The following is a 13,738-nucleotide window of genomic DNA, read 5'->3' on the forward strand; positions in this document are numbered from 1 at the left end:
AAGGAGAGTCGTTGCGGACTCTCCCAGTCATCAGGGTGCATCTACTTAGCACAGTATAACAGCAGGAGGGCGAGGGGTGTCACCCCCCTTTTTGAAATTTTGATGAATTCTTGGAAACCCAGCCGGCCGATCGCCTAGCCATTCAGCAACTCCTCCAACAATTGGTTCGTGAGCTTCGGATCCACGCGGCCGCCACTCTTCTTCATCAGTTGCCCCACAAAGAAGCCCTTCAGCTTGGTTTTTCCAGCGCGATATTGTTCCAGTTCCGCCGGATGGGCCGCCAAAACCTCTTCGATCATGGCCTTGATCGCCCCTTGGTCAGAAATTTGCACCAACCCCTTGCGATCGACCAGGGCCTTGGGCGAGCCACCTTCCGTTAGCAGCTCCGGCAGAATGTCCTTGGCGATTTTGCCGCTGATGGTTCCATTCACAATTAACCCCACCAACTCCGCCAACTCCGCCGGTTTCAGGGCCAAGTTTTCGATCGACTGTTTTTCGTTCTTCAGCCAAGCGGCAATATCGCCCATGATCCAGTTCGCCGCCTGTTTCACATCGCCCCCAGCGGTCACCGTGGCTTCAAAATATTCCGCCACCGCCCGCTCATCGGTCAGCACCTGGGCATCGTAGGCCGACAGCCTCAACTCCGTTTCATAGCGATGGCGCTTTTGGGCAGGCAACTCCGGTAACTCCTCACGCCAAGATTCCCGTTGCTCTTCCGACACCACGATCGGGGTGAGATCCGGCTCCGGGAAATAGCGATAGTCGCTGGAGCCTTCCTTAGAGCGCATGGAAATGGTGCGTTGGCTGCCCTCTTCCCAAAGACGGGTTTCTTGGACGATCGGCTCGCCGGTTGCGATCGCCTCAATTTGGCGCTCAATTTCGTACTCGATCGCCCGCTGAATCGCGTTGAACGAGTTCATATTTTTGATTTCAACCTTCGTGCCAAAGGCCTTTTGGCCCACCGGTCGCACCGACACATTCACATCACAGCGCAGGGAACCCTCCTGCATGTTGCCGTCACTGATGCCCAAATAGCGCACAATACGGCGCAGTTCCTTGGCATATTCCGCCGCCTCTTGGCCCGTGCGAATATCCGGCTCCGAAACGATTTCCACCAGCGGCACACCGGCTCGGTTGTAGTCCACCAGGGAATAGGCTGACCCGGCCAGGCGATCGGCCCCCGCATGAACCAACTTGCCCGCGTCTTCTTCCATGTGCAAACGGGTGATGCCAATCCGTTTGCGGGTGGCGTTTCCTTGCTTGTCCACAATTTCAATTTCCAGCCAGCCATGCTCCGCGATCGGCAGGTCGTATTGGGAAATTTGATAATTTTTGGGCAAGTCGGGATAGAAATATTGCTTGCGATCGAACTTGCTGTAGGGGGCGATCTGACAATTGAGCGCCAAGCCCGCCTTCACCGCATATTCCAACACCTTTTGATTCAGCACCGGCAGCGTGCCCGGCAACCCCAAGCACACCGGATCCACATGGGTGTTGGGATCAGCTCCAAACTCCGTGGAACTGCTACAGAAAATTTTGCTTTCCGTGCTCAGTTGGCAGTGGGTCTCGAGACCAATGACGGCTTCGTATTCGGTCTTGGCAGGCGCGGCAACGGTCATATGCTTGGCTGAACTTGCTGTGAGTGACGGATGAGAAGTTAATGAACCGAAAGTGCATGAACCAGAGTTGAATGAACCCAGAGGAACTGAGTCCGGCTGAATCAGCAGACCGATTCAGTAGACCGATTCAGTGTCCATGGCCCATGGCCCGTCCAGTATTCCTACTGTGGGTCTTTGAGCGCGATCGGCCTAGAATCCCGAGAGGGCCCCAGTTGGCATGATTGAAAGGGTGAATCAACCGTTGAGCCAGTGGCCAAATCAACTAGCCAGACCATCACCCGATCAAAAACCCGATCAAAGCGCTCGGACTTCATTCTATCGCTAGCGATCGCCCGGCCCCGGTTGGAAGCAAAACTTTTGACGGTTGACCGGGCCATCGACCGGGCGCTTGACCTAGCAATTTTGACTGGCTTTTTGACTGGAATTCATTTCCAGGATTCAACAACTCAAGGATTCAATAACGGAAGGTGGCCGTGCAACGCAAGGGGCAAATCCTGATTGGGCTGTTGGGGGTGTTGGCGGTTGCGGGGCTGGGTCTGGAGTGGTGGCTGCGTAGTGACCCGATTTTGAGGGCAGCGCGATCGGCCTATGACCAAGCCAACTGTGCCGCCGCAATCCCTCGGTTTCAGCAGGTAGCCGATCGATCCGCTCCGGACGATCGAGACCCAACGGCCGTGGAAAGTCGCTATCGGTTAGCGGAATGTCAGCTTTATCAAACCGCTGAACAGGCCCAAAAGGCTCGCCAATTGAACAAGGCGTTTGGAGCCTATGTGCAATTTGCCAAGATTTATCCCCACAGTGCGCTGATTGGTGCGGTGCGGGCTAATGTGCGCCGAATTTTGGATCGCACCAGTCCGGGCAGCCTGGCCAGTCCGGAAGCTTGCCGAGGGTTAACCATTTTGCTCGATCGGGCCGTGGTCAGTGCCGAACACCCCAGCGCACCGCTGTTGTTGTTGACCTGTGGGCGGCTGTTTACCCAACGGGCTGAATATGCCCGGGCTGTCCATACCTATGTGGCTCTGGAAATTCACTATCCCGATCATCCCGTGATGGAACTGTTTCCGGAGGAGCTGGCTCAATTGCTGCGGTTGGGGCAATTTTCGGAATCTTCGGTGCGCAATATCTATCAGGTGATTGAGCAACGGGATTTGGATCGACTGAATTGGACAGCTCGCCCGGAACCGGATACGGACTGGATGATGGCGAATCCGCGCTCTTGGGAATTGGTGCAACAGTGGCTGGCCAATCCGGAGTCTTGGCTGATTCTGGGAGGCGGGGCGGTGGGTTTGGGGTTGGGGCTGGCGGCCAGTCGCTGGTGGCGGCACCGATCGCCCCGTCCCCGGCGATCGGTTTCCCGGCGATCGCCCGTGCGAGTCACCCAAGAACGGCCTACGGGGTTTCGATTTGATGGGGGTCAATATCGCCTGACCCGGCAACAGCTCGACCAAATCAAGGCGGAACCCAGCCAGACCATTCCCAAAACCCAACCTCAGCAGGCCGATCGCCCTACGCCCTCCCCGTCTACCTCGTCGCGATCCACATCGCGATCCACGTCCTCTCGATCGACTCCACCCCCATCGGCCCCATCCCGATCGCGGCGCGATCGCCCGGCGGCCAAGCGGCCGCCCCGCCCAGACCCCAAGCCCAAGCCCCCCAAAAGTCGCGGCCCCAGCCGGGCCTTGGAAGCGCAACTGTTGCTGTTAGTGCAAAACCAGCGATCGACCGCTGAACGCTTGGTGGCATTTGAGCGATCGCGGATGCCGGGTAAGTCGGAGGATTGGTACTGGCAAGCGGCGATCGAGCGACTCATTCGCGATCGGCGCTAATCAATTGCTGCTAATCAATTGCTGCTAATCAGTTGCTGCTAACCAATTGTTGCTAATCAATTGCTGCTAACCAATTGTTGCTAACCCAACCAGGAATCTTCAGGGTTGAACCGGGCGATCGCGATTGGCCAACCACCAACCCAGCCCAATGCCCAGAAAGCTGCAAACCAAATCCACCCCGCTAAAGGTGCGATTAGGGGACAGGCTTTGTAACCATTCTTCCGCCGCCGTCCAAATTGCAAAGCCCAAGGGAAACAGAGGCCAAGCGCGGCCGCCCAGGCGGATGGTTTTCCAGCGGCTGAAGCGGTGGCCCAGGTAGCTGCCCATGGCGTAAAGGATGATGTGGCCAGGGATGTCGTAGTGGGGAATTTTGCCTAAAAAACTGGGCAGATTTCCCGTGTAGGCCAGCCAAAGAATGCCGCAAAACAACAGGCCATAGAAGGGAGCCAGCCATCGCATCCAATCCACACGGGGCGATCGGGCGGCGGGCATGGGGTCGGGTTCGCTGGGGCGATCGAGCGGTGACATAGGTGGAGTTAAGGGTCTGGAATGGGCGGCAAAGGATCCGGCAGCGATCGCACCCGCAGGTCTTGATAAAACTCCGTTTGATCCAATTCCACCTTCGATTGGGATGCCAGCAGCAGCAACGCCCAAAAGGCCCCTGCCCGATCGCTCTTGGTGGGTTGGTCACTGAGCAGCTCACCTTGACCCATTGACCCATGATGCGCGATCGTCAGCGGAATTGCTTGGGGGCCAGTGCGGGGGACTTGAGCGACCAACTCATCAAAACTCAGCCATCGATCGCCAAAGGGGCGCAAAAATGCCGCCAAGGCCTCCGAAACTTCCCCTAGGTTTTCTTGGTGCGCCAGTTGCTGCACCGCGCGCATTTTTTGACGGCGGTTGGGGCGGCGGGTTTTGCGGGGGCGGGCCGGTTGGGTGGCCAACAGGCTGGCCACCTGCTGCAATTGCTCAATCATGTCGCCCAAGGACACGCGCCGCTGGCCGGTTTGGGGAGCCACTCCGCGCCGCTTCAGGCATTGTTCCAAATGCAGGGGCAACCGACCACGGGCGATCGCCTCAATGGCAGCTTCCGCTTCTTCTTCCCAATCATCGCCCTCCGTCAGCGGTGGAAATTCGGCCAGGGTCAACCGGTTCGCCTTAATCAACACCAACAGGGCCGCCGAAACAAAGGCCTGAGCCGATCGAGACAGATGCACATCGTAGGCCGCCTTACCCATTTGGGTTGCCACCGGCTCGATCGCCCGTTGCAGTTGATCCAAGTACCGATCCAACACCTCCACGGCCCGCACATCCCACGGGTCGATCGACCCCTGTTCCGCCATTTCAATCAATGAGGCGATCGTTTCTTGGATGACTAAGCCAGCCATAGGCGACGGTAAAGAAGGGGCGTGGAAATAGTTGAGTTAGCGTGCTGGGGTTGGGAACCCTAGTGGCATGACAGGCTTAATTCGTTAGGGCAATGTTGCGGAGTCAGTTGCAATAACAAGGGGCTTAAGCCCCTTGCTGCCTAACGATTCGGTAACAGTAACAGTCCACTCACGCTAACAGTCATTTGACTTCACCTGTGAAAATAAACTTGCCGTGCTACTAGGCTAAAAAAAACGAGTTGAAACACTAGTGATGACCCAGGGATTCCCGATTGGATTGTTGCAACCACTCGATCGTCCGGCGACAGCCTTCCTCAAAGGACACCGGAGCACGATAACCCAAGCGGGTTTCCGCCTCTGTTAAGGGTAAATGCCATTGGCAGCGGTAGAGAGCCGAAAGCTCCTGATTCAAAGGCGACAACACTGGACGCGGCCGCTGGCCACTGGCTCGTTTGCGTTGGGCTTGCAAACCCGATAGCAGTGTCCCCACCAGGCGCATTCCCCGCAGTGTTTCCCGCAACTCTTCCTTCACACTGGGGCGAAAGGCTTCGATGTTGACGTTAGGCAGTTGATCAAAGGATTGACCGAGGGCGGCCGCGATCGGGCGGTAAAGGTCAGCCCAGGTCACCACTTCCTGATCCCCAATGAAAAAGGCTGCGCGATCGACCTTGGCCGCTTCGGCCGCCAACGCAATCCCATGGACTAAGTTATCCACATAGACACTGTTGCAAATGCCGCGCCCATAGTCCGCTTGGTAAGCCACACCATCGGTGACCGCATTGGCGAAAGCCTCGATCCAAGTGGATTTTGGGCCCCAAACAATCCCGGGGCGGATGATGACTAATTCGGTTTTGGTCTGTGCTCGATCGGCCTGTAAGCGCCACTCTGCCCTCACCTTGGCGTTGTTGTAGGCGATCGGGTAGTTGTCCCGCAGGGGGCTTTTTTCCGTAGTGCCGGGGGCCGGCGCTTGGCCATGCACCACGGCACTGCTGAGATAGATAAATCGTTTCACCTCAGCATCGGCGGCCGCCTGGTAAACCACGGGCGCGTTTTTGCGCACAAAACTGGGACTACCGGCCAGGCAATAGACCGCCGCTTGACAACCCGTCAGGGCTTGGGCCAGGGAAGTCGGTTTGGTGGCATCAGCGATCCGGGCGATCGCCCCTTCCGGCACGCGCTTGGGCACCGATCGCCCGATCGCCACCACCGTGAAGTTCGGATCCTGCGCCAACATCTCCACGACCCGCTGGCCAATAAACCCGCTGGCCCCAATTACGCCCAAGGTTACGGTCATCGTTGCCCACTCACTCCATAGCTCGGAAAATTTGGATTGGGAAATGGGGACAGTGATCGAAAATCTCGAAATCGAAAGTATCAAAATCGAAAATATCGAAAATGATGTTCTAGTCCCGCTCCGTGCGTACCCATTCCGTCTGTCGCCGCTTCAGGAATCCCAAATAAATCGGCACTTTTTGCAGCACATAGATCGGAATCATCAGCAACATTCGGGCTGACAGAAACGGCCGCCCCACTCGCCACCAAGCCAGGCCGATCGCCCCAAACAAGACCAACCCCAACACCCCCATCCCGATCGCGGGTTGCCAACGCCCCACCAGGGCCCCCACACCGGTCACCGCGATCGCCGCACCCACCCAAATCATCACCAAAAACGACAGGGGTGGCACTAGCAAATCCAACCCCATCACCAGCAGGGGGCCATTGCCGGTGCGAATGGCACGCCCCAACAATGGCGGCACAACGGAAATCATCGTTTGCAAATGACCATGCTCCCAACGGGTGCGTTGGCTGGTGGCGGCGCTTTCGGCCTGGGGCAACCGACCGGTCACGGGCGCATCGGGACAAAACAACGGCGGCGAGCCGGCCACCGTCAGATCAATGCCCATTTGCATATCCTCCACCAGATTGCCGCTAGCCAGGGGCAGTTGGGCGATCGCTTGCCAGGGAAATGCCATCCCCGTTCCATTCAACAGACAGGGCAACCCCAACCGCCGCAATCCCTCCGATCGGGCAAAATTTTTGACCGCAAAGGCAAAGGCTGAAACCCGCCGCGCCGCGCTGGGCGATGGCGGCAGTTCCATCAAATAGCGCCCTTGTACTGGGCGATTGTGCTTCAGCGCCCATTGCCCCAAACGATCTAGGCTGCCCGGCTCCAGGGTGCAATCCGCATCCACAATCACCACCACCTCCGGCGGCTCCTGGGCCAACACCCGCACCCCAAAATCGAGAGCATAGCCCTTGCCCCGCTGCTCGGTGTTGAAGCGCTCCGCCACATCTGCACCGGCCGATCGAGCCAGTTCCGCCGTGGCATCGGTGCAGTTATCCGCCACCACCAGAAGCCGATCGCCCGGTTGCAACTGGGGCTGAATGGCTTGGATGGTTGTCCCGATCGAGGCCGCCTCATTGTGAGCCGGAATCAGCACCGCCACCCTGGGCCGTCGCCAACCCGCCGTGGAGGGCGATCGGCCAAAACCCGGCAACAACCCTCCCACCAAACACTCGATCGCCAACATCGCGATCGGCAACGACACCAGACCCGTCACCCCCCACAGGGCCCACTCCACCCCCAAGGCGACCTCAACCACCCCAGATTCAAGCAGCAGCGGCGGCATCGGTTGCCAGATTGAGAAGCAGTTAGCCATAGGTCGATCGCCTGAGAAATAAAGAGTCTTGTGGTGATTAGTTGAGCGAATCGCCTTCGCCACCCCCAAGGGCCAACTCAGGGCCTCATGAGCGCCAGATTCGCGCCAAATCTGCGCCAAATAGGTCAATCACCGTCACTTTACCTAGCTGAAATATCAGTCGCAATACTCGTCAAAACACCCTTAATCGGCTCCATTCTGCCTAAAACCACAGGGCTTGCAAAGGGCTTCAGTCAAGAATTGCCAGATTAGGAGAACTTCCCCATTATCTCCAATTGGCTTAATTCAACCCCAATTCAGACTCGATTCAACTGGGGAAATTCACTAGTCAGTTTTTTAAAGACTTTTTGAATGATTGATCGAAAAACGATGGTCTTGATGCCCTCAATCACGGTGGGCATTATGATAGCTTCATAAGGATCCGGGGTGCAAGCCAACATTGGGCAAGGCCATTACAGCTATTAATTGGGCATCGCGATTAGGCCCTGGATGAAACAGGCAAATTGGATCGTTCAACTGAGCCATTGAATTCGGCCATTAGACCAATTTTGACCTAATGGGGAAATTAACCCTGAGGCTGTTCCCCAAGGGTGGATGAATATCACGAGTGCAGCGAGTGTATTTGACCAGATATCTGGAGCGATCAGCATTTTTGTCTTTCGAGCCACTGATTATCCATCTCTCATCACTGCACAATCACTCTGAGTGTCACATCTCAATAACTACCTATTTTGGAGAGGCTGCCATGACCTCGATCGCACCCAAGGTTCCGATTCTGAACATCACGCTCGACAACATTTCCCAACAGAAGTTGTTGGCAAATTTGAAACGGGGCGGTTGGGTGACCACGCCCAATATTGACCATTTGGTTAAAACTCGGAGAGATGAGGTTTTTGACACGATCTATCACAAAGCCGATTACTTGGTTTGTGATAGCCAGGTTTTGATTTTTGTGGCCAAGCTGATGGGCTACCACATCACTGACAAAATCTCGGGATCCGATTTCTTTCCGGTTTTTTATGAATACTATGCCCATGACCCAGAGATGACTATTTTTCTGCTGGGGGCCATGGAGGGAGTGGCCGAAAAGGCTCGCCATCTCATTAATGAAAAGGTGGGTCGCGAAATGGTCACGGGGGTTTATTCGCCGCCTTTTGGCTTTGAGCGCGACCCGGTGGAATGCGCCAAGATTGTTGACTTGATTAATCAATCGCGGGCTAATGTTCTGCTGGTGGGAGTTGGCGCACCCAAGCAAGAAAAGTGGTTTTATCGCCATCGCCATTTGCTGAAACAGGTGACGGTGGCCTTTGGTTTCGGGGCGACGATCGACTTTGAGGCGGGCAATGTGCCCCGATCGCCCCGCTGGATGAGCCATGTGGGTTTGGAGTGGCTATTTCGGTTGTCCTGTGAGCCAAAGCGTCTTTGGCGGCGCTATTTGGTGGAGAGTTTGCCGTTTTTTATGGATTTGGGGGCAGCCCTGTTGGGTCGCTACCGACTGCACCGACCGATCGGGATCTTGCTGCAAGAGGCGGGATTTTTAACCGAAGGGCAATTGCAGGAGCTAATTGAGTGGTATGAACTACGCCAGCCACTACCCCTAGAACAAATTCTGTTAGCCAAGGGCGTGGTGCAGCCGCCGGTTTTGCAGTTTTTTGAAACGGTTTTGCCACGGTTGGGCGAGCGATCGGGGGTGGATCTCCAGTCGCGATCGGCGATCGTTCAGCTCTGCGAACAGGCTGGATTGTTGACCCCTCAACAACTCCGGGAGTTGGAAGCCGGTGACAGCCGATCACCGGAATTGGTGGCGATCCAGCGAGGGTGGTTGAGCGCCCAAATGGTGCGGCTGTTGCAATTGGCGATCCCGTCCGGCGGCCTGACCCTGAAGCCCGAGGCGGCCCTTTACCGAGCTGGGTTGATTGATTTTGATTGGATTGCGGCGGCTCGGGCCTATCAACGCAATCCCCAGTGGCTAACGTTGGGCGAGTTGGCGGTGGCTCGGGGCTTAATTTCCCATCGTCTCCTGGTGTTTATGCAGGAACACCAAGCAGAACTGTCAGCCTTGCCCGATCCCCAGGCCCTGCGCGATCGGTTGGCGGCGGCGGGACTGGCCGCCCCCAATGGTTTGAAGAGGACAGCTTAGCGGCCAGGGCCGTTGAGATACTCGATCGTCCCTCGGGCGATCGCCCAGGCCATTTGCGATCGCCAAGTGGGATTGGTCAGCAGGGCCGCATCTTGTCGGCCCGTCACAAACCCGGTCTCCACCAAAATTGAGGGCATTCGACTGTTACGCAGCACATAGAACCGAGCCGTGCGCACCCCGCGATTGCGCATGAACGGAAAGGCGCGCATGATGCTTTGTTGCACCGCCTGGGCCAACTGGCCACCGGACTGGTGGTAGTAGGTTTCCACGCCGCTCACGTCCGGGCGATTAATGCCCGCTGAGTTGGCATGGACACTAATAAACACGGTGGCACTAATGCGGTTAGCCAACTGGGTGCGCCCATCAAGGCTGATGAAGGTGTCGTCATCGCGGGTCAAAACCACATCGGCCCCTTGGCGACGCAGCAGAGCCGCCAGTTGCAGACCAATATCCAAAACCGCTTGCTTTTCTTGCAGCCCCCCAATCCCGATCGCCCCGGGATCGCGACCGCCATGGCCCGGATCCACCACAATGCGCACCCGCCGATTCAACATCGGCAAACCGCCCAGGCGAGGATCGGGGTAATCGTTCACCCAGCCGGGTGATTGGCCAGAGTTGTCCGGTTGACGGGGCCAAGGTCGCGGCGGCAAAGGATTGGCCGTGGGCGGGTTGGCAGCGGGGGGATTCACGGCGGTGGTGCTGCCGATCGGTTGGGCAATCACCAAGCTCTCTTCGGCGCGAGCCTGCCAATCGGGGCTGCTCGGATCCACCACCAACAAAATTCTTACCCGAGGCGGATACCCACCTCGTTGGGGAGTGACGATCAGACGGGTTACGCCCGCTCGGCCGCCCACGAGTCGATCGACCCCATTGGCGATCGAAGCGTTATCTAACCAAATTTCAATCTGTCGGCGATCGGGGCTGCGGTTCACCGTAATACCAGGAGTTCCGCCGCTCACCCGCAGGGCCAATCCGCCCTCAGACAGTTCCACCCCCTCCACTTGAGCGATCGGGGAGTTGCCGCCCGATCGTTCCAAAACCTCTCGCAATGCGCCGGGAATCCAAGGCCGATCGGAACCGTTGGAATTATTGGGGCTATTGGGAGGCGTGGGTTGCGGGCGATTCCGCTGGCCAGGAAGCACAAGCTGCTGGGGGGGCTGCTGGGCAATTGGTTCTCCACCCAGTTCCACCGTCCATTGGGTCGGAGACAAGCTGCGCACCCGCACCCGATCGGGATCAATGCGATAGCCCGATTGGAATTCGATCGCGATGCGGGTGGTGTTCCGATCGGGCTGGCCCACACGCACCGCTCGCACCATGCCCCCAAACCGCTGTTCCTGAACCGGTTGGGCCAAGGTGGTGTCTGGCAGGTCAATGGCCAGGCGATCGGGCCCCGACACAATTTGGGCCCGGGGCTGCACCCCTTCATCGGTCGTGAAGCTCAATTGATTGCGTGCCGGATCAAACCGCCAATTCAGCAGTTGCCCGGCCTGGGCTGGCAACGCTGCCACCAACGATCCCAGCAGCCCCAACAGCCCGACGGCTGCCATTTGCTTTCCGGGGGCCGACTTCCGGCCATCGCCAAACAAACGCAAAGCAACCAAAATTGATCTCCAACAAACCAAAACTGCCGGGCTGATTGGGCGATCGACATTGGCCCGTCTTGGGTGTCACTTTCAGACCCATGCGATCGCGCCCCCTTGCCGAATGCAGTTTAGCGCCCAGGCGAAATTTTGACCAAATTTGCTCGTTAGAGATCTACAAACGCAGCAGCAAATTCGGCCCGTGGGTGTCTGTCCCGCAAGTCATCAGCAGCCCAAATCGTTCCGCCAACTCTTTTACTCGGGCGGTTTGATCGGGGCTAGGAGTCCAAGGATTGGGATTGTTATAGGCATAGTAAGCCTCTACCCCATCAATCCCTAGGGTTGCCGCCGCCATAATCAGGGGCTTGGCATCCAGGCGATAGCGAGCGGGGTGAGCCAGCACGGCAATGCCCCCCGCTTGTTGGATGGCATGAATCACTCGATCGGCGTAGTAATACTCATCGCGCACGGGTCGCCCTTGCAAATAGGGCTGAATCACATCAGCGCTGATATCAAAGGCATAGCCCAGGATATGCACCTCGGTTCCCAGCAACCCTGCATTAATTTCAACCCCCGTCCACAAATGGGGAACCACCAGCTCAGGGTTCACTGATTTAGCCAATTGCAGCGCCTTCGCCGCCGCGAGATAGCCATTCACACTGTGGTGATCGGTAATGGCAAAGCCCTTGAGACCAATTTGCAGGGCCTGGTTAATCAAATCGGTGGGGCTGAGGCGGCCATCGGAGGCCGTTGTGTGCATGTGAAAGTTGTAGTGACGCGGGCAACTCGTCGGAGTCAAAGATTGGAATACGTCCCGCAGCAGCGCCTGGTCTTCAGCCGTCACCGAAGCTGTCACCGACAGCGGACTCAAGCCACGGGTAACGCGAGCTGTCATAGCGACACTCCCAAAGAATGGAGAAAAATGGCTTCACCAATCTTAAACAATTTTTAAAGACTTTCTGTTGCAATTCGTCCTGTGCCATGCATTCGTCATAAATGGTCTTTGGTCAAAAAAGAAACCCTCTAGAATTCTGATGGTTTTAAATGCAAATCAAACTACTTTTTGACGATCCCAAACTTTTAGAAAGTTTTTAAAAAGTTTGAGAAAAAGGCAAAAAAATTCCCGGCCAATCCTCACGCTTGCCATAGGTCTGTTTGAGGTGGGGATCGGCCGGGCCAAAACTGCCTCAACTCTGGGATCAGGAGAGTTGGCAGAGTTAGCAAAAATCAATCATCAATTGATGGCAGTTTGGGTGATGGCGGTTTGGGTGATGGCGATTTGGGTCGCCACTTCACCCGATCGGGCGCTGAGGGAACTGGGATTGGTGCGCGGCTGCAAGAGACGGGGAGCGCGATCGAGCATCAATTCTCGGCTGAGACCCTCGCGCGCATCATCCCGGTTCAGCAAACTGCAAATCAGCTCGCCGGGCCCATGGGGGTCAAACACATGGCGGATGCCATCCAGCCCGACCCAAATTCGGCGGCGGCAGTTGTAGGCCGATCGGGGCCGTTCCACCCCATCCACCGCCACCGTGGCCCGAAACTCCCAGTGTTTCTTGGCACTGCGCTGAATTTTCAGAATGCAAATTTGCTGACCATGCCAGGGCCGACAAAAATCCGCCGCTTGGGCTGCCGGAGTTTCCAGCCCCCAAACCAGCCCCCCCAGCAAGCCCCCCAACAGCAGGAACCCAGCCAGCACCAAACCGACCCGCCAGTTTTCAAGCCAACGCTTTTGGATCAATCGCTCCTTTGCCACTAGAGCACACCCTTGGAACTGGGAATTTTGCCAGCACGACGCGGATCCACCTCGATCGCCATGCGCATCGCTCGGGCAAAGGCCTTGAACGTGGCTTCGATGATGTGGTGCGAGTTGATGCCATCCAGTTGGCGAATGTGCAAGGTCATTTGCGAGTGATTCACCACCGCCACAAAGAATTCCCGCACCAATTGGGTGTCGTAGGTTCCCACCCGTTCCGTGGGGATTTGCAGCCCATAGCTCAAGTGGGGCCGGCCGGAAAAGTCCAACGCCACCTGCACCAAGGCCTCGTCCAAGGGGGCGACAAAGTGCCCAAACCGGACGATGCCCTTGCGATCGCCCAAGGCCTGATGCAGCGCTTGGCCGAGGGTAATGCCCACATCTTCGTTGGTGTGGTGATCATCAATATGCACATCCCCAGTGGCTTGGATATCCAAATCAATCAGCCCATGGGAGGCAATTTGATCAAGCATGTGATCCAAAAAAGGCACGCCAGTCTGGGCAGAGCAACGGCCCGTTCCATCCAAATTCAAACCGACATGAACATCGGTTTCGCCGGTTTTGCGGCTGACGCGGGCGGTGCGATCGGGCGTGAGGATAACGGGGCGATCGAGCATCGGTTCAGTGATTGGCTCGGTGATTGGCTCGGTGGTTTGCATGATTTGAGAGCTAATTCATAAAGAGAAGCTAAAGCCGACTTGGCAGCTCTAAATTCGGTTTTAGGCTAGACCTACCCGAAGTATCACCCAGCTCATGAGTCGTCTCC

The 13,738-nt window shown here is 56.9% G+C and carries 11 protein-coding genes; 2 read left to right on the forward strand and 9 right to left on the reverse strand.

What is annotated here, in order from left to right:
* Nucleotides 1-134: 134 nt before the first annotated feature.
* Nucleotides 135-1,619, reverse strand: a complete 1,485-nt coding sequence (gene gatB, locus H6G53_RS05180) for an Asp-tRNA(Asn)/Glu-tRNA(Gln) amidotransferase subunit GatB (RefSeq protein WP_190531256.1) — start codon at nucleotides 1,617-1,619, stop codon at nucleotides 135-137.
* A gap of 467 nt (nucleotides 1,620-2,086) precedes the next feature.
* Here gatB and H6G53_RS05185 point away from each other — a divergent pair, with 467 nt between their 5' ends.
* A complete protein-coding gene (locus H6G53_RS05185) occupies nucleotides 2,087-3,445 on the forward strand; it encodes a tol-pal system YbgF family protein (RefSeq protein ID WP_190531258.1) in 1,359 nt (452 codons plus the stop codon).
* Nucleotides 3,446-3,544: 99 nt separating this feature from the next.
* Here H6G53_RS05185 and H6G53_RS05190 read toward each other — a convergent pair whose 3' ends face one another.
* From H6G53_RS05190 to H6G53_RS05205, 4 genes are all read right to left on the reverse strand, one after another.
* Nucleotides 3,545-3,973: a hypothetical protein gene (locus tag H6G53_RS05190; RefSeq protein ID WP_242030740.1), complete on the reverse strand. Its 429-nt coding sequence runs from the start codon at nucleotides 3,971-3,973 to the stop codon at nucleotides 3,545-3,547.
* 8 nt (nucleotides 3,974-3,981) lie between these two features.
* Entirely contained in the window at nucleotides 3,982-4,833 is an 852-nt protein-coding gene (locus tag H6G53_RS05195; protein WP_190531260.1) for a segregation/condensation protein A, read from the reverse strand.
* A gap of 247 nt (nucleotides 4,834-5,080) precedes the next feature.
* The gene (locus tag H6G53_RS05200) at nucleotides 5,081-6,127 is read right to left on the reverse strand and encodes an NAD(P)-dependent oxidoreductase (RefSeq protein WP_099533540.1); all 1,047 of its coding nucleotides are present in this window, start codon (nucleotides 6,125-6,127) and stop codon (nucleotides 5,081-5,083) included.
* Between the two features lie 109 nt (nucleotides 6,128-6,236).
* Nucleotides 6,237-7,493: a glycosyltransferase family 2 protein gene (locus H6G53_RS05205; protein ID WP_242030741.1), complete on the reverse strand. Its 1,257-nt coding sequence runs from the start codon at nucleotides 7,491-7,493 to the stop codon at nucleotides 6,237-6,239.
* Between the two features lie 745 nt (nucleotides 7,494-8,238).
* Between H6G53_RS05205 and H6G53_RS05210 the strand changes: the two genes are divergently transcribed.
* Nucleotides 8,239-9,633, forward strand: a complete 1,395-nt coding sequence (locus H6G53_RS05210; RefSeq protein WP_190531262.1) for a WecB/TagA/CpsF family glycosyltransferase — start codon at nucleotides 8,239-8,241, stop codon at nucleotides 9,631-9,633.
* On the opposite strand, the gene H6G53_RS05215 is transcribed toward H6G53_RS05210, so the two are convergent.
* From H6G53_RS05215 to hisB, 4 genes are all read right to left on the reverse strand, one after another.
* Complete coding sequence (locus H6G53_RS05215; protein WP_190531264.1) at nucleotides 9,630-11,237, reverse strand: N-acetylmuramoyl-L-alanine amidase; 1,608 nt, start codon at nucleotides 11,235-11,237, stop codon at nucleotides 9,630-9,632. The two genes, H6G53_RS05210 and H6G53_RS05215, sit on opposite strands and share 4 nt — an antisense overlap.
* 154 nt (nucleotides 11,238-11,391) lie before the next feature.
* Nucleotides 11,392-12,111, reverse strand: coding sequence for a PHP domain-containing protein (locus tag H6G53_RS05220; protein WP_099533536.1), 720 nt, complete (start codon nucleotides 12,109-12,111; stop codon nucleotides 11,392-11,394).
* Nucleotides 12,112-12,450: 339 nt separating this feature from the next.
* The gene (locus H6G53_RS05225; RefSeq protein WP_190531266.1) at nucleotides 12,451-12,972 is read right to left on the reverse strand and encodes a hypothetical protein; all 522 of its coding nucleotides are present in this window, start codon (nucleotides 12,970-12,972) and stop codon (nucleotides 12,451-12,453) included.
* Complete coding sequence (hisB, locus tag H6G53_RS05230; protein ID WP_099533559.1) at nucleotides 12,972-13,589, reverse strand: imidazoleglycerol-phosphate dehydratase HisB; 618 nt, start codon at nucleotides 13,587-13,589, stop codon at nucleotides 12,972-12,974. Before hisB ends, H6G53_RS05225 begins: the two co-directional genes overlap by 1 nt.
* Nucleotides 13,590-13,738 lie beyond the last annotated feature (149 nt).

Source organism: Limnothrix sp. FACHB-406 (assembly GCF_014698235.1).
Classification (GTDB): Bacteria; Cyanobacteriota; Cyanobacteriia; order CACIAM-69d; family CACIAM-69d; genus CACIAM-69d.